This window comes from Sulfurimonas paralvinellae (genome assembly GCF_014905135.1).
GTDB lineage: Bacteria > Campylobacterota > Campylobacteria > Campylobacterales > Sulfurimonadaceae > Sulfurimonas > Sulfurimonas paralvinellae.
Window position 1 is genome coordinate 1,017,756 of record NZ_CP041406.1, and the last position, 25,024, is coordinate 1,042,779.

At 38.8% G+C, this 25,024-nt stretch carries 25 protein-coding genes; 6 read left to right on the forward strand and 19 right to left on the reverse strand.

What is annotated here, in order from left to right:
* Nucleotides 1-32: 32 nt before the first annotated feature.
* The 8 genes from lpxD to FM071_RS05370 all read right to left on the reverse strand — a co-directional run bounded on the left by lpxD (nucleotide 33) and on the right by FM071_RS05370 (nucleotide 8,356).
* A complete protein-coding gene (gene lpxD / locus FM071_RS05335; RefSeq protein WP_193109609.1) occupies nucleotides 33-983 on the reverse strand; it encodes a UDP-3-O-(3-hydroxymyristoyl)glucosamine N-acyltransferase in 951 nt (316 codons plus the stop codon).
* Nucleotides 984-985: 2 nt separating this feature from the next.
* Nucleotides 986-1,459, reverse strand: a complete 474-nt coding sequence (gene ilvN, locus FM071_RS05340; protein WP_193109616.1) for an acetolactate synthase small subunit — start codon at nucleotides 1,457-1,459, stop codon at nucleotides 986-988.
* Nucleotides 1,459-3,156, reverse strand: coding sequence for an acetolactate synthase large subunit (locus tag FM071_RS05345; RefSeq protein ID WP_193109618.1), 1,698 nt, complete (start codon nucleotides 3,154-3,156; stop codon nucleotides 1,459-1,461). Before FM071_RS05345 ends, ilvN begins: the two co-directional genes overlap by 1 nt.
* Before the next feature lie 100 nt (nucleotides 3,157-3,256).
* Complete coding sequence (locus FM071_RS05350; protein WP_193109620.1) at nucleotides 3,257-5,383, reverse strand: WD40 repeat domain-containing protein; 2,127 nt, start codon at nucleotides 5,381-5,383, stop codon at nucleotides 3,257-3,259.
* A gap of 7 nt (nucleotides 5,384-5,390) precedes the next feature.
* Nucleotides 5,391-6,593: a threonine ammonia-lyase gene (gene ilvA, locus FM071_RS05355; protein ID WP_193109622.1), complete on the reverse strand. Its 1,203-nt coding sequence runs from the start codon at nucleotides 6,591-6,593 to the stop codon at nucleotides 5,391-5,393.
* A gap of 9 nt (nucleotides 6,594-6,602) precedes the next feature.
* Nucleotides 6,603-7,034, reverse strand: a complete 432-nt coding sequence (locus FM071_RS05360; protein ID WP_193109624.1) for a CoA-binding protein — start codon at nucleotides 7,032-7,034, stop codon at nucleotides 6,603-6,605.
* Between the two features lie 82 nt (nucleotides 7,035-7,116).
* Nucleotides 7,117-7,941, reverse strand: a complete 825-nt coding sequence (locus tag FM071_RS05365; RefSeq protein ID WP_193109626.1) for an efflux RND transporter periplasmic adaptor subunit — start codon at nucleotides 7,939-7,941, stop codon at nucleotides 7,117-7,119.
* 4 nt (nucleotides 7,942-7,945) lie between these two features.
* Entirely contained in the window at nucleotides 7,946-8,356 is a 411-nt protein-coding gene (locus FM071_RS05370; RefSeq protein WP_193109628.1) for a cytochrome C, read from the reverse strand.
* A gap of 222 nt (nucleotides 8,357-8,578) precedes the next feature.
* Here FM071_RS05370 and FM071_RS05375 point away from each other — a divergent pair, with 222 nt between their 5' ends.
* Nucleotides 8,579-9,352, forward strand: coding sequence for a hypothetical protein (locus FM071_RS05375; RefSeq protein ID WP_193109630.1), 774 nt, complete (start codon nucleotides 8,579-8,581; stop codon nucleotides 9,350-9,352).
* 19 nt (nucleotides 9,353-9,371) lie between these two features.
* On the opposite strand, the gene FM071_RS05380 is transcribed toward FM071_RS05375, so the two are convergent.
* Genes FM071_RS05380 through FM071_RS10850 form a run of 3 tightly spaced genes read right to left on the reverse strand, consistent with a single transcriptional unit; the run spans nucleotide 9,372 to nucleotide 13,525 of the window.
* Nucleotides 9,372-10,115: a DUF481 domain-containing protein gene (locus FM071_RS05380; RefSeq protein ID WP_193109632.1), complete on the reverse strand. Its 744-nt coding sequence runs from the start codon at nucleotides 10,113-10,115 to the stop codon at nucleotides 9,372-9,374.
* Nucleotides 10,116-10,165: 50 nt separating this feature from the next.
* Nucleotides 10,166-11,950 (reverse strand): efflux RND transporter permease subunit, encoded by a 1,785-nt coding sequence (locus FM071_RS10845; protein WP_347402242.1) that lies wholly within the window; start codon nucleotides 11,948-11,950, stop codon nucleotides 10,166-10,168.
* Complete coding sequence (locus FM071_RS10850) at nucleotides 11,951-13,525, reverse strand: efflux RND transporter permease subunit (protein WP_193109634.1); 1,575 nt, start codon at nucleotides 13,523-13,525, stop codon at nucleotides 11,951-11,953.
* 267 nt (nucleotides 13,526-13,792) lie between these two features.
* Here FM071_RS10850 and FM071_RS05395 point away from each other — a divergent pair, with 267 nt between their 5' ends.
* The 4 genes from FM071_RS05395 to FM071_RS05410 are packed head-to-tail and all read left to right on the forward strand — an operon-like array spanning nucleotide 13,793 to nucleotide 16,804.
* Entirely contained in the window at nucleotides 13,793-14,410 is a 618-nt protein-coding gene (locus FM071_RS05395) for a toxin-antitoxin system YwqK family antitoxin (protein WP_193109636.1), read from the forward strand.
* A gap of 17 nt (nucleotides 14,411-14,427) precedes the next feature.
* Complete coding sequence (locus FM071_RS05400; protein ID WP_193109637.1) at nucleotides 14,428-15,534, forward strand: MotA/TolQ/ExbB proton channel family protein; 1,107 nt, start codon at nucleotides 14,428-14,430, stop codon at nucleotides 15,532-15,534.
* Nucleotides 15,535-16,650 (forward strand): OmpA family protein, encoded by a 1,116-nt coding sequence (locus tag FM071_RS05405; protein ID WP_193109639.1) that lies wholly within the window; start codon nucleotides 15,535-15,537, stop codon nucleotides 16,648-16,650.
* Entirely contained in the window at nucleotides 16,643-16,804 is a 162-nt protein-coding gene (locus tag FM071_RS05410) for a hypothetical protein (RefSeq protein ID WP_193109641.1), read from the forward strand. Before FM071_RS05405 ends, FM071_RS05410 begins: the two co-directional genes overlap by 8 nt.
* Here FM071_RS05410 and FM071_RS05415 read toward each other — a convergent pair.
* From FM071_RS05415 to FM071_RS05445, 7 genes are read right to left on the reverse strand one after another with little or no spacing between them, the layout of a single operon-like run.
* The gene (locus tag FM071_RS05415) at nucleotides 16,770-17,687 is read right to left on the reverse strand and encodes a 5'-nucleotidase (RefSeq protein WP_193109643.1); all 918 of its coding nucleotides are present in this window, start codon (nucleotides 17,685-17,687) and stop codon (nucleotides 16,770-16,772) included. The genes FM071_RS05410 and FM071_RS05415 overlap by 35 nt on opposite strands.
* 12 nt (nucleotides 17,688-17,699) lie before the next feature.
* Nucleotides 17,700-18,506, reverse strand: a complete 807-nt coding sequence (locus FM071_RS05420; RefSeq protein ID WP_193109644.1) for a peptide deformylase — start codon at nucleotides 18,504-18,506, stop codon at nucleotides 17,700-17,702.
* 34 nt (nucleotides 18,507-18,540) lie between these two features.
* Nucleotides 18,541-19,812 (reverse strand): RNA polymerase factor sigma-54, encoded by a 1,272-nt coding sequence (locus FM071_RS05425; RefSeq protein WP_193109646.1) that lies wholly within the window; start codon nucleotides 19,810-19,812, stop codon nucleotides 18,541-18,543.
* A gap of 17 nt (nucleotides 19,813-19,829) precedes the next feature.
* A complete protein-coding gene (gene lptB / locus FM071_RS05430; RefSeq protein WP_193109648.1) occupies nucleotides 19,830-20,552 on the reverse strand; it encodes an LPS export ABC transporter ATP-binding protein in 723 nt (240 codons plus the stop codon).
* A complete protein-coding gene (tsaE, locus tag FM071_RS05435) occupies nucleotides 20,540-20,956 on the reverse strand; it encodes a tRNA (adenosine(37)-N6)-threonylcarbamoyltransferase complex ATPase subunit type 1 TsaE (protein ID WP_193109650.1) in 417 nt (138 codons plus the stop codon). The genes lptB and tsaE overlap by 13 nt, the downstream gene beginning before the upstream one ends.
* Nucleotides 20,953-21,939, reverse strand: a complete 987-nt coding sequence (gene trpD / locus FM071_RS05440; RefSeq protein WP_193109652.1) for an anthranilate phosphoribosyltransferase — start codon at nucleotides 21,937-21,939, stop codon at nucleotides 20,953-20,955. Before trpD ends, tsaE begins: the two co-directional genes overlap by 4 nt.
* A complete protein-coding gene (locus FM071_RS05445; protein ID WP_193109654.1) occupies nucleotides 21,936-22,184 on the reverse strand; it encodes an RNA-binding S4 domain-containing protein in 249 nt (82 codons plus the stop codon). Before FM071_RS05445 ends, trpD begins: the two co-directional genes overlap by 4 nt.
* 102 nt (nucleotides 22,185-22,286) lie before the next feature.
* Between FM071_RS05445 and FM071_RS05450 the strand changes: the two genes are divergently transcribed.
* Nucleotides 22,287-23,225, forward strand: coding sequence for a class I SAM-dependent methyltransferase (locus FM071_RS05450; RefSeq protein WP_193109656.1), 939 nt, complete (start codon nucleotides 22,287-22,289; stop codon nucleotides 23,223-23,225).
* On the opposite strand, the gene FM071_RS05455 is transcribed toward FM071_RS05450, so the two are convergent.
* A complete protein-coding gene (locus tag FM071_RS05455) occupies nucleotides 23,222-24,997 on the reverse strand; it encodes a YgiQ family radical SAM protein (RefSeq protein WP_193109658.1) in 1,776 nt (591 codons plus the stop codon). The genes FM071_RS05450 and FM071_RS05455 overlap by 4 nt on opposite strands.
* Between the last annotated feature and the right edge of the window lie 27 nt (nucleotides 24,998-25,024).

The following is a 25,024-nucleotide window of genomic DNA, read 5'->3' on the forward strand; positions in this document are numbered from 1 at the left end:
TGTAAATCCTTTTTTATTTATTATATATTAAATTATTTAATAAGTCTAGCTAATTTGCCTTGAATTTTCAACCATGCCTTATGATCCATAAATGGAAAACCTGCAAATGTCTTACCGCTCTCTTTAACACTTTTCGTCACACCGCTGCGTGCGGCAAAAGTATTAAATGGCGCAATTTTCAGGTGCCCTGCAGTACCTGATTGCGCACCAAAAACATTGTTTTGTCCAATGATGGTTGAACCTGCGAAACCGGATTGTGCTGCAGCTACGCTTCCTTTGCCAAAAACACAGTTATGTGCCACTTGTATCAAGTTGTCAAGACGAGCACCTTTTTCAATAAGCGTCGTTCCAAAAACAGCTCTATCTATGGAAGTATTTGAACCGATCTCAACATCATCTTCAATGACGACATTACCGATATGATATATCTTCTTATGTTCACCGAGTCTGTTGGATGCAAAACCAAAGCCATCACTGCCGACAACTGTTCCCGCATGGATAATACAGTCATTACCCACTTTGCAGTCACGATAGACGACAACATTTGGATAGAGTATCGTATTGTCTCCTATCTGGGCACCTGATCCGACATAGACACCCGGCATAATCGTTGTATTTTTACCAATGACAGCACCATTGGCGACAGTAGCAGTAGAAGCGACACTGCTTCCTTGTCCTATGATGGCTTCAGGGGCGTCACTGTCTTCAATGGGAGGCGCGAAGTATTGAGAAAGAACAGCCATTTGCCAGTATGTATCTTCTACAACCAAAGCGACAGAATCTTTTGGCACATACTCTTTTGTTGCCTCGGTAACTAAAACAGCACCTGCATTTGTATTGGGGATATCTTTGACATATTTTGGATTGGCTACAAAGGAGAGTTCATTGCTTGCAGCATCTTTAAGAGTATTGAGAGAGACGATGTCTTTGTCCTCTCCATGAAACTCAGCTTCGACTATCTTTGCAATCTCGCTTAATTTCATGACTATCTCTCCAGCGCTACAGCACCGCTTCGTACTATCTCTTTTGGATTATAACGCTTTACTGCACATAAGAAGTTGTCTATACGTTTTGGTTCGTCTGCAACCATAGCAATAACAATATTATCACCAACATTAACGATCTTCCCATTGTATGCTTCACATAGAGTATTGATATCACTCAGGTTTTCAGTGATTGGGAACTTGATCATAGCCATCTCTTTCTCGACCATATCTTCATGTTCGTAAACACGCAAGACAGGGATGAGCTTATGAAGCTGTTTTGTAATTTGTTCCATTACACGAACCGAACCTGATGTAACGATAGTTAAACGAGAGTATTTACTATCTGGAATAGGCGCAACGGTCAATGATGTGATGTTGTATCCACGTCCTGAAAAAAGGTCTGTAACACGAGATAAAACACTCGCTTCATTAACTACGATAACCGAGATTACTCTTCTTGCGTTTTCGTTCATTATTTACTCTCCTTTTTCTCTAATAACATCATATTAAACAGACTTCCGCCTGCGGGAACCATTGGCATTACGTTCTCAAAACGCTCAACCAGTACCTCAATGAATGCAACAACACCTTTTTCTACTGCATCCTTAAGTGCTGCATCAAATTCTTCTTTTGTACTGACTCTATACCCTATTCCGCCGAATGCTTCAGAGAGTTTGACAAAGTCAGGCTGGACCGAAAGATCAGTCTCTGAATGACGCTTGTCATAAAAGAGTGTCTGCCATTGACGAACCATTCCCAAAAAGTTGTTATTAAGGATGATGTTAATTACCGGCAGTTTCTTTTCAACGGCTGTCATGAGTTCTTGACAGTTCATCAAAATAGAACCGTCTCCCGTGAAGTTGATGGAAACTTTCTCTGGAGATGCAGCACGTACACCAATAGCAGCAGGGAAACCAAATCCCATCGTTCCAAGTCCACCTGAACTTATAAACTGGCGCGGTCTGCTAAACGGATAGAACTGTGCTGTCCACATTTGATGCTGACCAACATCAGTAGAGATATTTGCATCGTCACCGAGAATCTGACCAACTCTTTGGATGACCCATTGTGGCTTCAGACGTTCACTGTCTTCATGATATGTAAGCGGATGCAACTCATCAAAGTTGTTGATAGTCTCTCTCCACGATTCATATTTGTCTGCATCGATTTTATCAGCCTGTGCGAGCATATTAAGCACAACATTTTTGACATCACCGACAATAGGATAGTCTGCGTTGACAAGTTTGGAAATAGAAGCAGGATCAATATCTACATGAACGACCTCTGCATTTTTTGCAAATTCAGAGAGTTTTCCGGTAACACGGTCATCAAATCTTGCACCAAGGGCAATGATCATATCTGTTTCACTCATAGCCATATTTGCTGCATAGCTTCCGTGCATACCAAGCATACCTATAAGCAGATCATCATCATGTGAAAGTGTACCGCGTGCCATAAAGGTCTCAACAGCAGGAATACCTGTTTTATGAACCAGGTCTCTTACTTCATAGGCTGCATTTGCATTAATGATACCACCGCCGAGATAAAAAATCGGACGTTTCGAAGCAGCTATGGCTTCTATGGCTTTTTTAATTTGACGCGGGTTGCCTTTTACGTGAGGCTTATATGTCTCCAGGTCAACATCAATGTCATAATTAAATTCAGCGATCTGCGCAGTAACATCCTTTGGAATATCAACATGGACCGGTCCGGGACGGCCTGAAGCCGCAATATAAAATGCTTCTTTAAGTATACGTGGAAGATCTTTCGCGTCCGTAACCAAATAGTTATGTTTCGTACATGAACGGCTGATACCGACAGCATCTATCTCCTGAAAAGCATCCGTACCGATAAGAGTCATTGGTACCTGACCTGAAATTACGACAAGAGGAATAGAATCCATATAGGCATCTGCCAAACCTGTGACCGCATTTGTAAAACCAGGACCTGATGTAATCATTGCAACACCGACCTTACCGCTCGCTTTGGCATATCCTTCTGCTGCGTGAACTGCTGCTTGTTCGTGACGATTTAAAATGTGTTGGAATTTATCCTGTTTGTATATTTCATCATAGACATTCATTATTGCTCCGCCAGGATAGCCAAATACCGTGTCTACCCCTTCTGCAATAAGTGCTTCAATGACCATCTGTGCGCCACTAATTTGCATGAAAAGTCTCCTCTTGTAGTGTATATATTAAAATTTGCTCATTATATTTAAAAATATCTATATTTGAGGTTAAAAGAGGAGGTAATTGACAGATAAAAAGCTAATCTAAGATTGAATCAATTATCATTGACGGGCGCCACATAGAAAACGAGCCTTTTTTTAAGAGTTCCAGATTGAGTTTTGTTTCGGGGTACATATCTTCAAACAGGTTGTAAAAAGCCTCTATCTGCTCAGAAAGCCCAAAATTGAGAATATAATTCTTTATGCCGTTTTCAATTTGCTGCCTTGGTGCATTTTGCTGCAAAGCATCTTCTAGCTGTACCATATATGCAAAAGCAAAAACAGTTGCAAGCGCAGCATATTTAGAATCTATCTTCATATATTTTTCCATTGCAGCTTTCACACCTTGGATATTGCCATATGCAGCAGCAGATTTTGCCTGATTGAGATCATCGTTCCAAATTTTCTGAAGTCGAAGTCCATCTTTAGTCTGCATCAAATCTTCGGAGATTGCCATCATATCATATGCAGTGGCTATATCCCCATTACGAACAGCATTGAAAAATTTTGCTTTTGATTCAAGATCAACCATGAAATTACGGGCTTCATCTTTAAATTCTTCAAAATCCTGCAATACTCTTAATATTTTAATAGCTGAGTGAATATCGCCCTCTTTCATAGCTTTTTGTGACTGAATGTAAAGATTATCTGCATATTTCATCAAACTGTCATACTCGGGGAGCTCATGTAAAAAAGGATTTTGCTTGATAAGCTCAGAACAGACCTTAAACTCTTTCTTGGCCATGGCTGCACGAAAACGTTTATATATTTCAGCCTTGCTCAAAACTTCTTGAATAAATTTTGTCTTTTCACTCATTCCTCTGTAAGGAGCGAGAATCTCTTTTGCAAGCGGTGCCGTTTTTGGATCAAGAACATATTTTTGTGCCTGAACGAAAGCTTTTTTCCATCTTTTTTCAAGTGCCTGATAGATTGCTGATTCTTTATAAATAGGGTACCTGTTTGCCAAGCCGTATGCAAGAGATAGTTTACCGTCTTTGGCAAGTTGTGCGAACTTCGGAAACTCTGCATAGTCACGTACTAGTTTTTGGATAATCTTATTTTTTGAAGGCATATGTTTAAACTGTCCAAAAATAAGCATTGCTTTTTCTTTATCCCCTTTTTGAAGCGCTATTTTTGCTTTTTGGAGAGAATTTTCCCAAAAGTTTGTCACCAATGAATAGATTTGTGTATAAACCAAAAGAGGATTGATATCAACAATCTTTTGCACCATTGCAAACTCTTTTTCTTTTAAAAGATCCTTTAAAGTCTCAGTACCTTCATATATATCATAACAGATTACAAAGCCGTCTTGAGTGCCGATTATTAAATGATTGTTTTCATCATCAAACTCCATACTCGTGATTGGAGATGTGATTTTAATATATTTAGACGCGATCTGCTCGTAAGTATCTAAATCATATACAATCACATACCCCAACTGCGTACCGAGAAACAAAAACTGTTCGTCTTTATCAATGACAAAACTATTCACTTCATCATGAATACCTTCGAGTCGCCCGAGTACTTTTCCGCTGTATATATTCCAAATAATTGCTGATGAATTTTTATCGATACTTAAAAGTTTGTTTTTTTGAAAAAATGTAAGATGCATAACCGGAGCAGAATGTGCTCTGAGCTTATTTTTCGGTGTCATTGTCACTAGAGAAAAAAGTGTTATCTTTCTGTCATAACTACCAATTGCCACCCAGTTTCCATTACGTGAAAAAGTAACATCATTAATGGTATCTGCGTGAGGCGGCAGTGTAAAAACAAGCTTTCCGCTTTGAACATCAATGGCAAAGGTTTTACCGTCATCACCGCAAGAGAACATATATCTCGCAAGCGGATCGATCCCGACACAAGAGACCTCTCCCTGATGACGTTCAACTTTGGCTATCATCTTTTTTGTTGCAGCATTAAAAAGTCTGGACTCTTTGGCATCACTTGTCAATGTAGCAAAATATTCACCGTTATTTGCAAAAGCAACAACGGCAGTTTTGTATCGCTTATGTTTTATGCCAACCTTAAAACCGCTTTGAAGTTCCAGATTTTCTTTGTTAAAATAACGAACAGTCGTCTCAGCATCAACAATTACAAGTTCCCCGTTTTGAAGAATCTTCATCAATATGACCGGTTTTGCAATGCTTTTGCTGAGTAGAATTTCCATTATTGTTTCAGTCCCTTATGTAGCCCTCTTTTTTAAGAGCCAAGCGTATCTCTTCTTGATGTTCCCTGCCTTTTGTTTCCATATGCACTGTCACATTCGCATCACCATAGTCAAGGGATATGGAAGTTCTGTCATAGGCAATATGCACAATATTGGCATTGAGCTCTTGAAGTATCTGCGTAAAACGCATCAACGAACCTGGCTTATCAACAAGAGTGACCGTCACTTTCATCTTACGATGTGACTTTAAAAGACCTTTTTCAATGATAACCGAAAGCAGTGTTACATCCATGTTACCGCCACTGAGTACAACCGCTACATTTTTATCTTTTAATTCATCAAGCTTGTGATGCAGTAAAGCGGCAACACCGACAGCTCCTGCACCTTCAACAACCAGTTTTTGCTTTTCAAGAAGATATAAAATCGCACTGGCAATCTCTTCATCGTCAACACTAAGCACTTGATCAACATTTTTTAGGGCATACTCTAAAGTTATTGGCGAAGTATCACGTACAGCAATACCATCGGCGATAGTACGCACACTTTTGGAATCTATAGGTTTTTTGAGCTCATACGACTCTTTAAAAGCCGGAGCACCGCTGGCACTTACACCTATGACTTTGATGTTTGGATTTGTCTCTTTAAGTGCAGTTGCGATACCTGCGATAAGACCACCGCCACCGATAGGAACAATAACAGCATCAAGTTCCTGACATTTTGAAAGAATCTCCAGTCCAATGGTTCCCTGCCCTGCAATAACAGCTTCATCTTCAAAAGGATGTACAAATGTCAGATGATTCTTCTCACCATATTCTTTGGCATAGAGATACGCTTCATCATAGTTACTGCCGGCTAAAATAACCTCCGCACCATAATGCCTAACCCCGTTCACTTTTGTAAGTGGTGTCGATTCAGGCATAACTATTACAGCTTTAATATCAAGCAGTTGTGCAGATAGAGCAACTCCCTGCGCATGATTCCCGGCACTTGCGGCAACAACACCACATGCAGCCTGATCCTGCGTGAGCGAAGCCATTTTATTGTAAGCACCACGTATTTTAAAAGCACCGGTAACTTGCAGGTTCTCTTTTTTAAGGTAAACATTGATACCGCTTATCTCACTGAGGTACGGTGCATAGGCAAGAGGTGTTTCAACGACTACACCTTCTATTCGTTTTTTTGCTTCTTGAATTTGATTAAGATCTAACAATACGGCTGCCTATGCATAAATATTACGATGATCGACCATCGCACATTGGTTTTGAACTACTTTCATCCCTGCATCTTTTGCTTTCTGAGCTGCTTCATTATTTACAATACCCTGCTGTGCCCAGAAAACTTTCACATCCCCACGCTTAATACAAGCATCAGCAACAGCATCCAACGCAGCAGGTTTTCTGAATATATCTACCATGTCAACCTCAAATGGAATATCGGCTAAAGAATTGTAGACTTTTTCTCCGAGGATTGTTTCCCCTTTTGGATAAACCGGAACTATTTTATAACCATGTTCCTGCAAATATTTTGCAACGCGGTGACTTGCTTTAGTTTCATCAGGAGAAAGTCCCAAAACAGCAATAGTCTTCACACTGTCAAAAATCTCTTTAATCTCATCCGTATTTGCATTAACGGTTGGAAATTCGCACTCCATTTATATATCCTTTGATATTTTTAAGTGATTATATCAAAAAACAGTGGAGTTGTTGATGAAGTGCTATGGACTGTTCTAATTTTCAGTTATTGGTCTCTTTCATCTCATTTGTCAGATCAATATAGACCTTTGCATACATACCGGGGAAAATTCTATCATTTGTTTTCTCAAAATGAACGCGGATTTTAAAAGTATGTGCCATGGGATTTGCACTTGGAACTATCGCTTTGATATAACCTGACGCCTTATAGTTCAACGAAGGTATAGTAACATCGACGACTTTATGTCTACGAACATATTTTAAATCAGATTCAGCCACTTCGGCTTCAATCTCCAAATGTTTCATATCTACAATAATCATTGTCAGCATACCGGGTGCAACCATATCTCCGACCTGAATACGTCTCTCAACGACAACACCGTCATTAGGTGCTTTTATTTTTAGATAGCCGGCAATCGTTGCGAACTGCTTTGATTTTTCACTTGCCTGTTCAACTAAAACCTTTGCGGCTTCAATGGATCCGCTGATATCATCTATGTTTTCATTCAGGTCTTCCATATTGGCTCGAAAATCAAAAGCCGGTATCAGTTTTTTCTTTCGCTTCAGACGTTCTTTTCTTTTTTTAAAGACATTTAAACGTGTTTTGTAAACATCAAGCATTAGGTTTGTCTGCTCGAGTGCAAGATTTGCCTGCGTTTCCATAATGTCAAATTCGGCAGATTCCAACTCGAAAAGTGTATCTTCGCGTTCCACAGAATCGCCTACTTCAAAGTTTATCTTCTTCACATACCCCATATAACGCGCAGGTATCATTTTTTTATTGTTAGAGATGACTGTACCTGTAAGAACGAGTTCTCTTGCATACAAAGAAAAAACAAGGAATGAAATCAGTACTAAGAATCTCATTGTCTTACCAATGTCTGATTTCTCTATGACACTTCATGCATTGTCTCATTATTTTAGTATATGCCTGGACTGCTTGTTCTGTATCTCCATCTTTAAATCGTTGTAATATAGTAAGCCCTTTTTGATTGATCTTCTTAACTATTTTGTTGCTCATTTGAATCTTTTGATTCATATAGCGAGCCATAGGATTCTTCTCTTCTTTTTCTTCTAAAGGCGGTTTTACATGCACAACAGTATCAGTAAGTTTTGTTACTCCCTGTGCAACAGTCTCATAATTGTTATAGAAAAATCCGCTCTGAATTGTATTCATTGCTTCTGCCATTTGATTCATATCTTTTATGCGGTCTTCTTTCGTATAGTTCCCCGCCATAGCCAAACTGCATACTGCAACCACTGCCACTATTATCTTTTTCATCTACTCTCTCCTATATGTCGAATTCAGTTTATTATAGCTAAATTTTATAATATTATCCATTTTAAAATTAAGTTTTTCTAATAGTGTTACAACAATACCCGTTAGATGTGATATATCAAAACATTATAATTGATTATTAGTTTTTTTTATCTAATTTCAGTTTTTATTTAGCTTTTAAGAGCTATAGTTTTCTAAGGTTAAATTAAAACTAAGGGGAACCGAATGACAAAAAAACTACTTATAAGTGCAGTAACAGCACTTGCACTCACGACAGCACTTTCAGCTGATTTCAGCTTTAGTGACATGTTTAAGGACATGAAAGAAGGAATGACCTCTATGAGTCACGATGCGAAAGACTCGTTTAAAGCAGGTGTTGACGGTGGCGTTGAGGTTTCAAAAAGTGCGGAGCGTACAACAACAAATGTAAGCCATGATGCAAAAGATACAGCAGTAAAAGCAAGTGATGATCTCAAGACAAGTGAAGTAGCCACTGTAAAAAGTGGTGCTGATACAACAACAAGTGTATCGCGCGATGTAAGAGATTCAACTGTAGAAATTGCAGAAGACACAAAAGATACTGCATCAAACACTACAAGAGATTTCAAAGACAGTTCAACTATGGCAACGAAAGATTTCAAAGACTCTGCTGTTGCAGTTTCACATGATGTCAATGATGCTACAAAAACTGTATCAAACAATGCTAACGATTCTACAAAAACAGTTTCCAACGATCTAAGAGACAGTTCGAACACAGCAACAAACAATGCTAACGACTCAACAAAAACTATCTCTAACAATGTAAATGATTCTACAAAAACAGTTTCCAATGATTTACGCGACTCTTCAAATACTGCAACTACAAATGCAAGTGACTCAACGAAGACTATCTCTAACAATGCAAACGACTCTACAAAAAGCATCTCAAATAATATTTCAGATGATGATTACAAAGAGTACCTAAGACTAAAAGCTAAATACGACAATAAAAAACTTTAGTCTTTTTCTTCCATCTCTCTTAAAACTTGTATATAAAACTTGTTTTTTGAGAGATATCTTCTTTTTCAACCCCGTAAGCCGGTTCATTATCATAATTATAAAGCAGTAAAAAGTTGATATACAACTCTTTATAGATCAATATATTCAATTCCAAACCATTTGAAATGATATAGTCACTGATATCATCTGATTTTGGCTGATAATAGAATGTATCTGAGATTTTTGTCTCTTTTGTAAAATTTTTTGTATATGCGACATAGCTGTTAAAACGCATATTGTTTTCATGCGGATCAATAGATGTCGTATAGTCTATATCTTCAAAGAAAGCACCAAATCCAGCATAAAATTTACCATAAAGTTTTTTATTCCAATTTACACGTATGCCGGCACCAACAAGATATCGATGTTCTACTTTTGTAAACTCATCGGTTTGAGACTGCCCAAATGCTTCCCAGTCAAAGCTCTTTTTGTAGAGAGTATGAATATACCTCACGTGAGAATATGTTTTATTTGTATTTACTTTGCCTGAACTTTTTCCATAGTTAAAAACAAAGTCACTCCAAAGAACATAAGTTTGATTGTTATCGTACTGAAATCTTAGTCCTGCAGCATAACTGTCAGTATCTGTATTGCCTCTAGAAGTTTCCAGAGAGCCTTTTAGCAATCCACTAAAACCAGGCTTCGCTCCAATATCTACAGGAGCAATTGTAACGACGGCGTAAGCACTGCTCCATGCCATAAGTGCCAAAAGTAACAATCTCATAATATACCTTCAAAAATAATTTTTGAAATAGTAGCATATTTTTATTTTTTTCAATCCTCACTTTGCGGTACCATAGGCGGCACTTCTTCAAGATCAACATCTGATCCGTCGCTTCCCTCTCCAATCTCGCACGGAGCGTCTTTTGAAGGACATACTGCATCGGTCTTTGCCATAAGCACAGGAATATAAAAGAGCGATACAAGTGTAGCGGCCACACTTCCAAAGATAAGAGCTATTCCAAGTCCACCAAAAATAGGGTCTGTTGCCAAAAGAAGTGAACCTAAAATAATAGCAATAGCCGTCAGCATAATAGGCTTTGAACGTGTTGCTGTTGCAATAGCAATAGCACGGTGTTTTTCCACACCGCTTACTATTAATGAACGTGTAAAATCTATGAGCAGAAGTGAACTTCTTGCACTGATACCCATCAAAGAGATAAATCCAATCAATGAGGTCGCTGTGAGATAAAAATGCACATCACTCAGTAACAGACTGATTTGATCTGTAAGAAAATGTCCTATTATCACACCAATGATAGAAAGAAAGCTTCCAACCAATACAATACCGCTGAGTGCAAAAGATTTATAGTATACAACCATGAGCAAGAACATTAGAATAAGTGCCGCGATAAATGCACCTCCAAGATCACGGAACGTATCAAGTGAGACTTTCATCTCTCCATCCCATCGAACTAAGATTTTTTCACCTGTCTTTTTTTCCGTGAGCATAAGATCGAACATATATGTGCTCATCCCTGTTAGCCGCTCTATATCAAAACGTTTTGAAAGCTTTTTAATCATTAGCTCACGCGCGTCCATTAACGGATAGACCTGAGAAACCATATCACACTCTGCAGTAACGGCCACTCTATAGTGCATATTTTTTTTGTAAATTGTCGGATCGCCTACTGTTGGAACTATTGTCACAACTTCTCTCACGGGAACCATCATGCCCTGTCTGTTTAAAAGTTTTAGTCTTGAAAGTTTTAACTCAAGATCTTCTTTGCTAGAATGTGCCAAAAGACGTGTTTTTCCATCAAGCGCCACATAGATAGGAATCTGATCTTGCTGAATTGTTGAGTTTTTGGTTGCGACAACATTTCCTTTGAATGCAAGATAAAGAATATTGCTGACCTGTTCAATGGAGAGATTGGAGTTTAGTATCTTTTCAACATTTGGCAGTATTTCATACTTTGTAAAGATATTGTCCTGTAAAACATCCACATCAACCAACCCTTCTGTCTCTTTTAGCGCCTCTTTAACAGTTTTTGAAACCTCACGCAGTAAAAAAGTATCTTTTCCAAAAAGATTAACCACTATCGTAGCATATGTCGGGGGACCTGAAGGCATCTCAACAAACTTAATACGCGTATACTTGTAAATATTCTCACATCTTTTTTTAACAACTGGGCGCAGGCGATGCACCATCATATAAGAAGGATCTTCTCTCTCATGCTTGTCCGTAAGGTTCACAACTATCTCAGCCTGATTTTTCAATGCTTTAAAAGCACTTCCTTTGACCAGTCCTGCATAATCAAGCGGTGCACCCTGCCCAATGAACATCTCCATATTTTTAATATTCTCTTCATCTCGCATTGTATGCAAAACACACTCGACAACCTCTTTTGTCTGCTTTACTGTTGAATTTGTTGCCGTATCTACATAGATACTAAAAGTATTGGCACTTTTGCCCGGAAGCATTTTTGCTAAAACAATTTTCGTCGGTATCATCATAACGGCGAAGAGGAGAAAAAACAAAACAATCAATCCAACCTTACGATGATTTTTTTTAGAACTGACAATATTATAAACTGTCTCTTCCATATTGAACTTCATTTAATGCTCCCCTCTTTTACGCTTAATGAACTTTTTGGCTAAAAATGGTGCAAATACATAGGCTACAAACAGTGAAACTGCAAGTGCCACAGGCACATTAAGCGGAATAGGCAGCATGAACTGACCCATCATTCCTCCGACAAATGCCATCGGAATCATTGTCAACATAATAGCTATAGTCGCTATGTTCGTTGATGGTCCTATCTCATCGGTGGCTTCTATGATTATCTGATCAAAACTCTGTTCAGCCGTCTCTTTGAGGTGCATTCGCCTGTGAATATTTTCTATAACGATAATAGCGTCATCGACAATCAGTCCAAGTGAGAGCAAAAAGGCAAAGAGTGTAATCCTGTTAATAGTCTGGTCTGTCATAAAAGCAATAAAAAGTGTTGCAGCCAAAATCATAGGTACGGCAATGGTTACAACCATTGACTCACGCCATCCAAGTGCAGGAATCAAAATAAGAGAAATAATACCAATAGTAATGACCAGGTGATGGACAAGTTCATTTACAGCTTCATTGGCACGCTCGCCATAGTTTCTTGTTACAATATATCCAAGACCGTAATCATTAAGTTTTTCCTCGTACTCTTTGAGCAGATCGAGTACTTTTTCAGCAAGATGAACCGCATTGGTTCCTTTGAGTTTTGAGATGGTCATTGTAACCTGGTCTTTTGCTTCACTGAGCGGCTGACCATCTGCTTTGTATGAGACAAGAGCTTCTTTATAATTTTGTATGTCATAGTAATACTCTACATTTGCTATGTCTTTGAGATACACAAGTGATCCCATATATTTTGCAATAATTAGATTTCGTAAATCATCTATGGAATTAATGGCATTTTTAACACCAAACACCACAAGTCTGTTATCTTTGCTTGGAAGATCAACTTCAGGTGAATTTTTTGCTATAGCCTGAATGGCCTGCACGACCTGCCCTATCGAAATATGATACGCAGCGAGCTTGTCAAGATCAAGTAAAACATTAAATTGCGGACGTTTGGCACCTTTGAGTGTTGTTTTGGAAATATCTTGAATTGCATTGATATCCTGCTGTATATCTTTGATAAGCTTGTAGAGTTTTATATGATCTATACCAAGATCTTTTTTCTTGTAAAAGGCAAGTGTAACGATAGGAACATCTATATCAATATCAAACGGCTTTACAAGTGGCTGCATCGCTCCACCGGGTAGAGAATCCATATTTTGCATCACTTTATCGTAGAGTTTCAGGTTGGCACTTTCTCTGTCTTCTCCTATTCTATATTGTATATTGAGCATTCCTACATTATGCATTGCTGTGGAATAGACATCCTTGACACCTTTTATTTCACTTATCTTTCGCTCAAGCGGTTTTAAAACTGCATTATCAACCTCTACAGGAGATGCCCCAGGCATAGGAACGATGATGGAACCGCCGCTTACCGCTATTTGAGGATCTTCCTCACGCGGCATAACCTCTAAAGAGACATATCCAAGCGACAGTATTGCAATTGCTAAAATCGATGTCAATGGATTACGTAAAAAAGCTTTACATAAATACCCTGCTATATTCTTTATTCTTGCATTTTTCATTTAATATCCATCTATTTCCGCCTTTTTATATATGACTTGTCTCGTCCCGCTTATAGGAATATTTTTCTTGGACATATATAAACTTATTTTATATTATTCTTTCTAAAATTAGGAAGAAAAATATTTGTTATTCAAATAATACTCAAAATGATTACGATACTACTCAAATGTGACAAAAATAATAAAAAATAATACTTTTAGTAAAAGTTTTTTTCAAATAGTTGTTATGCTTGTATACAAGAAAATAAACTTTCAAAAGGTTGTAGTATGAAAAAAATCATTTTCATTTCTTTAGCAATGGCACTTTTTACTTCCCTGCTTATGGCAAAAAACATAGAGGCTTCCCATCTTATAAAAAAAGAAGGTATCGTATATGAAAAACAAAGCAATATCCCTTTTACAGGCAAGGCATATACCTTTTTTGACAATGGAAAAACGAAAAAAATCGTTCCTTACTATAAAGGTAAGATTGACGGCAGACTTACAGAATGGTATGCAAACGGCAATGTAAAAACAATCGCCTACTTTCGTAAAGGTAAACAGGACGGAGAGTACATTGCAAAATTCTCAAACGGCAATAAAGCAATAATCGCCTACTTCCGTGACGGAAAGCAAGATGGAGAGGTCACAACATGGTATAAAAACGGCTATAAAAAATCTTCTGCATATTTTAAAAATGACATTCAAAACGGAGAAACAAGAACATGGTACGATAACGGCAATAAAAAAAGTACTACGAATTATCGTTTTGGAAAACGCGACGGAGAGTATAAAGAGTGGCATAAAAACGGCAACCTTGCTCTCAAGGCTCTCTACTCTCAAGGCAGACTCGTAGGAGAACCCTTACGCTTTCATAAGGATGGTACTGAAATTGCTACAAAATAGCAAAAAATAGGAAATTTATGCACCCAAAATACAACTCTTCACTGTGTATAGCTAACTACATAGTCATAGCTTTTATTCCGACACTCTTTTTTATTAGTATGCTGTTAGGATACATGGGAATTTTTCCCATTTTTGTGCCTTTTCATGCTACTGTCATACTTGGATTCATCTATCTTACCTTTTTACTTTTTATCAGACATAATGCCAACTATTCAATATGCAAGATTCGCTCGAGTTATCTAAAACTCGGCAATGAACTTCATGCAGAACTTGATAAAAACAATTTGTCAATAGAAGGAGAGACTAAGTCTGTTTTTGACCTTGATAAATTTTTAAAATCTTACTATCAAGATGTGAGAAATGACAACTTCGCTTCTGTTGCAGCCTCCATTTTTCCGATGCTCGGTATTTTAGGTACTTTTATAGCTATAGCAATTGCAATGCCGGATTTTTCTGTAAAAGACACCGATGCGCTTGATCATGAGATATCACTGCTGCTCAGCGGTGTCGGTTCCGCTTTTTATGCATCGATTTATGGAATTTTGCTGTCATTGATCTGGACTTATTTTGAAAAAAGAGGACTCAGTAAAGTCAATAATTACCTTCAAAAAATTAAAGAAGAGTTTTCTAAAAATATCTGGAGCGATTCCGAGCTTCAAATTTACAAATATAAGCAGTTTGACTATACAAAAAATCTCAATCTCGACTTTGTGCGTGAGATAACCCAGCAACAGCTTGAAGCATTTGAAAAAAGTGTTTCCTATACCAGTAAAAGTTTTAACAATCTCACGCAGCAGCTCAGTAATGTTTCCGAGCATCTGACAAAGACACTCTCTGAGATGCAGCACAGTCAGTCTGCACTCAGTGCTCAAAATCACATTGACAAAGCACTTGTTGACTTTACGGTAGCAACACGCAGCTTGGAAAAAAATGTCAAAGTCTACAATGCTCAGCTTGAAAATTCACTCAGTAGAACTTTTGAAAGAATCGATACAGAGATTGGCGATATAGTCATCAAGCTTGCAGATTTTGCCACACATGTCTCATTGGAAAGCCAAGAAGTGCAAAACTCCATAGCCAGGTATCACAAACTCGTTGCAGACACGGCAGGCAAAGTGAAGTAAATGCTCTTTAACGACAAAAACAAGGATGAGACAAACTTCTGGATATCCTATGCAGACTTAATGGCCGGACTGCTTTTTGTTTTTATTTTACTCATAGGTGCTATTGTCGTAAAGTCCATCATTCTTAAAACAAATCTCGATTCCAAAGAGAACTCGCTTGAAAGCTCAACACAGATGCTGCTCCTGCGTGACAAGGAACTCCAAAAACTCAAAGCCCTTTTAGCCAAAAGAAGTGTCGAACTCAATGCTACAACCAACGAACTGCTCCTGAGTAAAGATGCACTTGAACTCAAAGCCAAAGAGATTGAAAATCTTAACAACATTCTGCTTTCACAGAATATGAAAATAGATGACTTCAACAATAAAATCATCATTATGCAGAATCTTCTCAGTGAATCGAATGCTACCATTGAAGAACAAAATGATAAACTGCAAAACTACGAGAACAAGGTACTTATTCTCTCCAATGAACTGACGAAAAAAGATGACACCCTGCAACTGCAAGAGAAAAAACTTCTCAATCTCTTAAAACTTATAGAACAAAAAGAGACAAAATACGATGCACTTATTGCAAAACTACAAAAACAAAAAGCGCAGATAAAAAATCTGACTGGTATTAAAATAAAAGTTATTTCTGAACTCAAACGCGCTCTTAAAGACAAAGTTGAGATAGATCCCCATAACGGCTCTTTACGTCTCTCCTCGAACATTCTTTTTGACAAGGGAAGCGCGCATCTCAAAGAGAGTGCAAAAAAAGAGCTGAAAAAACTTTTTATCAACTATGTAGGCGCGCTTACTGCCAACAGATACATAAAAGATCATATTGACAGAATCATCATCGAAGGACATACCGACAGTGACGGTGGTTATCTTTTCAACCTCAATCTTTCTCAAAAAAGAGCCTATGCAGTTATGAACTACCTGCTTACGCTTCATTTTACAAAAAAGAACAATTTAACGCCTCTGTTAGTGGCAAGCGGGCGCTCTTACCTTGATACGGTAAAAGATAAAAACGGTAAAGAAGACAAAAGTGCCTCACGCAGAATAGAGATAAAGTTCAGCCTGAAAAATGATGATGCTATGCATGAGATAAACAAGATTCTAGACTATGAATAATTTTCATCCAAAATTTACAAAAATGGCATTGCAATATCTTCAAGATCAGCTTGTAAGGGTAAAAAATCAACATAAAGTCCATGAAGTTATCGAGCAACAAAAGAAAAAGCCAAAAGGTCTTAGTGCGAAGCTTCGTCGATTTTTTCTTGAATAACCTTTGCTGAGGGAACAACTGAGGATGAAAGGTCAAGGTGTACATCCTGGTCATCAAAGAAAATATCTGCGCCAAAAGCTTCAAGTACTTCATATTTATCCGTACCGCCCAAGAAAAAGGCTTCATCTATACGTACACCCCAGACATTCAATGTTTGTATGACCCGTTCATGTGTCGGTGCATTTCTAGCCGTTATGAGTGCCGTTCTTATCGGTGAGCGTTCATCTTCGAATTTTTTCTGGATGGAAGCGATGATAAGCAGCAGTTTCGCAAACGGTCCTTTTTGAAGCGGATTGTTGGCATTCTTTTTTTCATGTTCTATAAAAGCTTCCAGACCCTCTTTTTTGTAGATGAGTTCAGACTCTTCAGAGAATAAAACAGCATCACCGTCAAAGGCAATACGAACCTGATCACCGAGAGAGTGATTTACATCTGCGTGAGAAGGCAGTATTTTAGCAGCCGCAACACCGTTTTGTATAGCGTTGACAACATCTTTATCACTTGCAGAAAGAAAAAGATCGACTTTAAAAGCATTGAGATAGTTTGATATATCACGTCCGCTTGTCCACCCTGAGCGAATTATCTCGAGGTTATATTTACTTATGGCTTTTGTAATGCGCAGACTGATAGCGGCATTGTTCTTAGAGAGGACGATAACTTCGACCTGTCGTTCATCTTTTGGAAAATGGTTGTTTATCTTCAAAAGGTTTTCGATCAAACGAAAACCTGTCCCTTTTTGCAAAGGCGTATCTTCATTTTCAAGCTGATACTTATAATATGCTGCCAAGCCCTCTTTTTCAAAAATCTCATTTTCGGCTTCAAGATCAAAAAGTGCCCGTGAGCTTACAGCGACAACAAGCTTATCCTTTAAGTTATATGCCATCTCTTAGATTCCTTAGAGTATAAAATAACTTGCAATAAAAAGTGCCAAAAGTTTTGTAAGTTCGATGGCACTTGTTCCTATGATATTTCCTATCTGGCAGGAGCTGCAGTTTTTATACTGTCTTCCTTCATACTGTGCATAAAAGAAATAAACAACGACTAATCCAAGCATGGAAAGCATCAGATAGTTCTCAACACTTTTCAAAGTTTCCAATGTTTCGGGTGAGACAAAAAAACTGCCGATCAACCCGATAATTGCTGATATGAACAGGACTCGAAAAAGCTGTAATATCCTGTCTCGTTTAAAAACGGTTGGGCAGCCATTGTCCATAATGGCATCAGTACCAAACTCCAACTTGGAATCAAAAAGCTTACGTTCTTCATCATTGAGACGTATGCGAAAATTTGAACCAAATACATAATCAATCTTACGCTGAATCGTAATTGAGAGATCTCCGTCAGCCTCCAAAAATTGCTGTTTACCTTCTCTATCTTCATACATCAGCTTTATCTTTTCATAGCGTCTTGTTTTGGCTGAAAGACCGGGAAAGTAAGCTGTAGTCTCAATCGGTTCTATAACCCCTTCACGTTTAATGATTCGAGGGTTGATAATTTCAAGATAACTGCCGTCTTCTTTTTTGATAAGAATGACCGCATACGGTGAGCCTATCTGAAATGCGGCAAGAGCATTGAGATCATTCGCTTCCATCGTATCTTTGATATCCTGAATCAGCTCAAACAGACTCTCATCAAAATGACGAATATTCCCGCCGAACTCCAGACTTGGTGTTGTCGGATACTTTACTATCTCTTTTACCATTTTTTATTCTCCTGATTTTTATTTTATAACTTTTCTATCCACCAAGCTGATATAGCTTTTTTCGCTCAGATGAACCGGCGATATTGAGCTGTTTTCTATACTTGGCAATGGTACGGCGTACCATTTTTACTTTGAACTTCGCCTCTATCTTCTCTAAAAGTTTCATATCACTCAAAGGCTTGGCATGACTCTCCTCTTTCACAAGAGAGATGAGATACTCTTTGATAGCCGCATTACTCACATCATCGTCAATGGCCGTCGTAAAGAACTCTTTCATTGCAAGCACACCTCTGTCACAGGCGATGTACTTATTTGCTATAGCACGTGAGATGGTCGAGGGGTTATGTCCAAACTCATCAGCAAGCGTTTTGAGTGTAAGCGGCATGATCTGCCCGCCGCAAAAAAAGTCATACTGATACTCGACTATCATAAGCCCTACCTTATAGAGTGTCGCTTTACGCATATCTAATGCATCGACAAGACTTTTTGCCTCTTTTATCTTCTCTTTGACAAAATCATGCTCTACACCATAATTTGCATCGATATTAATAGTAGGATAGTAAGCATCATTGAGCTTAACCTCTATCTCGTTATCGTCATTGAAGTATATCATGAGATCGGGAACAATCTGAGCAGAATCTTCTTGATACTCAATATTTGGAGGATTTTTAAAAGTTGATATAACGTGTATAACCTCTGCAAAACGCTCCTCAGACGAATAGCTGTGAATCTCCTGCATATTATTGATGACTTTCAGTGCCAAAGCATAGGCGCTGTCACTTATTTCAGCATTGTCAAGCTGAAACAAAAAAGATTCTGCAAGGTCTTTTGCTCCAATGCCAATAGGTTCTACATGAGCAAAACGCTGACGAACTTTCTCAAATGTATCACTCTCTATAGCATGCGTTTGGCAAAATGTCTCTGTGTCACCCTCATAGTAACCATTTTCATCAAGATTTTCCACAACAAAAAGTGCTATCTTTTGGGAGATCGGCGTAGGGAAAAGCGGTGCACCAAGCTGTTCATCAAGTATTTCAAAAAGAGAACGTGATTGTATGGTAAGTGCTTCAATCTGCTCTGTTCTGGAGTTACTGACAGCACCTGAAATGATCTTTTTTGGAATCTTTTTCTCGAAATCTTCTTCATAGCCATTCTTTAGTTCCACAACAGGATTGGCTTCAACAAAGGGAGCCATCGCTTCAGGAAGGTCTGAAAGCGATGAGTGCAAAATCGGCAACCAGTTGCGCAGCGTGTTTGAGAGTTTGTGTTTGCTCTCAACTGATTGCGTCTGCCGTAATGCTCCCATATTTTACTCTAACCAGCCTACAGCTTAAAGCTCTCGCCAAGATAGTGCTTACGAACATCAGAATTTTGTCCTATTTCCTCACTTGTTCCGCTTGCTAACAACTCGCCGGATTTAATAACATAGGCTCTGTCACAGACATCAAGTGTCTCACGTACATTATGGTCTGTAATCAATACACCGATATCATAAGAAACAAGCTGATGAATGACCTTTTGAATATCCATCACAGCTATTGGATCCACTCCTGCAAACGGTTCATCGAGCAGCAAGAATTTCGGTTTATTCACAAGAGCACGGGCAATCTCGACACGACGTCTCTCTCCACCTGAGAGACTGATACCTTTACGGTATCGAATCGGTTCGATATTGAACATGTCCAAAAGTTCAACTATCCGTTTTTCCTGTTCCTCTTTATCTTTGATGCCAACCTCTGCAGCTATCAGTAAGTTGTCTTCTACACTGAGATCTTTAAAGATGGAAGCCTCCTGCGGCAGATAGCCGATACCCTTGCGTGCACGCTGATGCAGCGGCATTCCTATGAGATCCTCACCATCAAAAAAAACCTTTCCGTCACTCGCTTCAACAAGACCGCATATCATATAAAAAGTTGTTGTCTTCCCTGCTCCATTTGGTCCAAGCAGCCCCACTACTTCACCACTGTGAACTTCAAGGCTCATCCCCTTGACTATCTCTAAATCTTTTATCTTTTTCTTTAAATTTTCTGCTTTTAATGTATGCATACGCTGTACTCTCTTGCTTTATCTGAAATCTTGTTAATATCTATACTCATCACATCTATACCTACGGACTCCAAGAGCTCTATAAGAGCTTCATCACCCCACTCTATGAAATGCAGGCCATCTTTCTCAAGCTCTTCGAGCATCCCAAGTGAGATGAAGTGTTCTAAGCCATGATTATAAATATCATAATGAAAAATCTTCTCACCATAACACTGCTGCAGTGAAAAGGTAGGTGATGTCACTTCTTCGCTGCAATCAAGTTGTTTTGCAAACTCTTTTACAAGTGTAGTCTTTCCTGCGGCCAAATCACCACGCAAAACTATAACGCCCCCACTGAACTCACTCAACACATCCTTAACGAATCCGTCAAGCTCACGCAGCTCTAACTCATAAACTTTCTTCATAGCTTGTTTGAAGTTTCCACTATCTGTTTGAGTTTTTTCTTTGCTCTTGCATTGCCAAGGGCTTCTCTTCCCATCTCAAGCCCATCTTGAATGTCACGCGCCATACCTTCAACCATCAAAGATGCTGCGGTATTTAAAAGAACGATATCACGCTGTGCATCTGTAGCAGAATTATCGAAGATATTGAGCATAATTTTTGCATTTTCTTTTGCATCACCGCCGGCAATAGCTTCAAGAGGTGCGATCTTAAGTCCATAATCTTCAGGATTTATCTCCATTGCTTCAAGTTTACCACCTTGCAATCGCACTGCGTGAGAGATGCCAGATATACCTATCTCATCCATTCCCTCTTGTGAACTGACGACAAGTGCAGAACTTGCACCGTTTATCTTGAGTGCTTCTGCCATTTTCGGCACAAAAGCTTTGTCAAATACGCCAAGCATATATTTTTTGATATTTGCCGGATTGGTAAGCGGACCAAGTACATTGAAAACTGTCTTTTTATCAATGGATTTACGCACAGGCATAATGAACTTCATAGCAGGATGATGATTTTGTGCGAACATAAAACACCATCCTACTTCTTCAAGAAGCCTTGCATTTTGTTCCACACTCAGATCAAGTTTAATACCAAACGCTTCCAAAACATCGGCAGAACCGCTTTTGGAGGTGATAGAACGGTTTCCATGCTTGGCAACTGTTGCACCACATGCTGCTGTCAGAATAGAGGTCGTTGAAGAGATATTAAAAGAGCCTATCTTATCGCCTCCTGTCCCTACAATGTCTATGGCACGCTCACGCAGCTCTTCACTGATTGGCAAAGAGATGGCAAAAGAACGCATCACTTCTGCTGCTGCGGCAATAGACTCGACCGGAGTATTTTCATTCAACTCCATAGAGAGGAGAAACTCACGCATCTCATCATCGCTCATTTGATGCTCAAAAAGTGCAGTGAATTTCTCTTTTGCCTCTGCGTAATTCATGAAAGCTCCTTTATATACTCATGTTGCAATGATTTCGGGGTTGATTTTGTTGTGGGAATTTGCAAAACTTCATAACGTTTTGGCTCTTTAAGATAGTTGATGGTGATGATAGAACCAACTTCTACGTTTTTACTCGGTTTCGCGACAACACCGTTTATCTCGACAACACCATTTGCAAGCATATCCTGTGCAACGGAACGCCGTTTGGTAATATTGACAGAATTTAAAAATTTATCTATTCGCATTCTTTGAGTTTCCAAATAATTTTTAGTTATTGTAGAGTAATTAAACTGAAAGAAATGTAAGAAAAAGAAAAAGTTGGAACATTTTTTGCGCTAAAGAGATTTATGATAAAACTACACACTTCTCATTTAACGACCATTATGGCAGAACTTAACAACATACTTCAAGAACGAAAGCCAAAAGATATCATAGAGTTCATGGTTGTCAATCCCGATATTACTTATGCTACATACAATGGAACAAAGATTTGTATAGATGGTGAAAATGCCATTTATCGCGGTTATAAAACATGGATAGATCTGGCGCATCAACTTAAATGCAAAATGCTCACGCCACAGCCAATAGATAAAAACTTCGTTCTAATTCGCTATGAAAAGCTGAGTTCTGACAGCTTTCACACAACCAATGCTGATGAAGAAGAAAAATACGGTAGTGATTCCATCTTTTCTCACATACACAAAAATGAAGAGGCGGGATTTTTACACTACTTCATGCAAGCCTTGAAAAATATCAATCTCTCCTCACGCAAACGTATTTTAAACCTCGGCATAAACAGCGGCGATGAGTTTGAACTTATCAAAACAATGAGTGAAAATTTTAGAGATATGGAAATTATAGGCATTGATTACTGTGCCTCTGCCATTAAAGATGCTCAAAAAAAATTCCAAGATGACACCAATGTAAAACTTCTCTGTGCCGACATCAATAATTTAAATGAATTGAATCTTGGAGAGTTCGATCTTATTATCACTATAGGCACGCTGCAAAGCTCAAACTTAGAGTACAACAAACTTCTCATGTCCATTGTTCAAAACCAGCTCTCACGCAAAGGCGCGATGATACTCGGCTGGCCGAACTGTCGATGGATAGATGGAGAGATGATATATGGAGCGAAGATGAAGAACTATCCTTTTAGTGAAATGTCCAATCTTTATAAAGATGTCAACTTTGCAAAAAAATATCTACAACAAAAGAAGTTTCGCGTAACCATCACAGGAAAAGATTATATCTTTGTTACAGCGACTTCCATCATTAAAGATTAAGAAGCAAAACCAGACTTGAAACAATCTTTCTTCACAACAATCTGTTTCTGTTTCTCTTTACGTTTCGTATCTTTCTCTACAAAGATCTTTTGTCGTGTTTTTGGATCCATTTCTGTGTAGTACATTACAGCTGAGTAGGTTCCTGGTGTCGGGATGAAGACCTGTGCCTGCTCAGGATTCATCTTCAACTCTTCACTTGTAAAGCGTTTAAGCTCTTTCATGTCACTCTCTTTACAGCCTGGGTGTGCCGCGATCAGATAGTACGTGAGAAACTGATTTTTTCCCTCTTCTTTGTTCATTCTGTCATAGAGATGTTTAAATTTGACAAGTTCTTCCTTGCCGGGTTTTCCCATCAATTGCAATATATGTTGCTGCGTATGTTCAGGAGCGACTTTCATCTGTCCCGATATATGATGCTTTACCATCTCTTTTAGGTAACTGTACCCATGCGCTTTATCAGCGTTTATCAGGTCATAACGAATACCGCTTGCCACAAAAGCATGCCTTACACCTTCCACTTCTCTCACACGGCGCAATAGTTTGATATTTCTATCATGATTGACATGCATAGCTTTACAGAGTCTGTCTGCATCGACACATTTCATATGGTCGCATGTTCCTTTTTTAAGCTTCTTATCACACTCATAGCCATACATATTTGCCGTAGGGCCGCCGACATCAGAGATGACACCTTTGTAATCTTTATACTTGTTAAACTCTTTGGCTTCATTGACTATGTTATCTTCACTTCGTGTTCGGATTGTTCGTCCCTGATGCACTCCGATGGCACAGAAATTACACTCACCCCAGCATCCGTGGTGTGTCATGATAGAGAATTTGATGGTCTCAAGACATTTTACTTTGCCGTCTTTTGCATAGTATGGATGCAGCTCACGCGTAAAAGGCAGATTGGAGTTTGCATCCATCTCATCTTCATTGAGATAATCACACGGCGGATTTTGTATAAGATAACGACTGTCTACAGGCTGGCAAAGACCTTTTGCAGAGATGGGATCATTATTATCATAAAAATCATCAAAAAGATCAATATACTTCTCTTTGTCATCCAAACACTCCTGATGTGAAGGAAGCTGAATATATTCATATACCGGTTCTTTGGATATGTAGCAGATACCTCGTATATCCGTATAATCTCTTTTTTCTTCTATAGCACGCGTTAACTGCTCGAGCGCAATCTCTCCCATGCCGTAGATCATCACATCCGCCTTTGAGTCAAATAAAATAGGTTTTTTCAATTTATTCTGCCAATAGTCATAATGCGTCACACGTCGCAAAGAGGCTTCAATGCCGCCTAGAACAATCGGTACGGTGTTTTTAAAATATCTGCGGATAAGATTTGTATACACGAGTACTGCACGATCCGGACGCTTATCGTTCTTGCCTCCCGGTGTGTAGTCATCGGAGTTTCTAAACTTTTTTGTTGCCGTATAGTTACTTACCATAGAGTCAACACTACCGCCGCTGACACCCCAGTAGAGTCTTGGCTCGCCAAGACGCATGATGTCATCGGGTTTATCAATATCAGGTTGACCGATCATACCGACCTTATAGCCCATACGTTCAAGCATGCGACCGACCATAGAAACCCCAATGAAAGGAGAGTCGATGTAAGCATCGCCACTGACTAAAATGACATCACAATAGTCCCATCCGCGTTCATCCATCTCTGCACGCGTAGTCGGCAGAAAATCTTTGGTCGTAAAAGTAACGGTATCGCGTTTTGGTCCATTGTTTTTGTGTCGTCTGCTCATGCTTTTACCTGATTAGAAATTATTTAT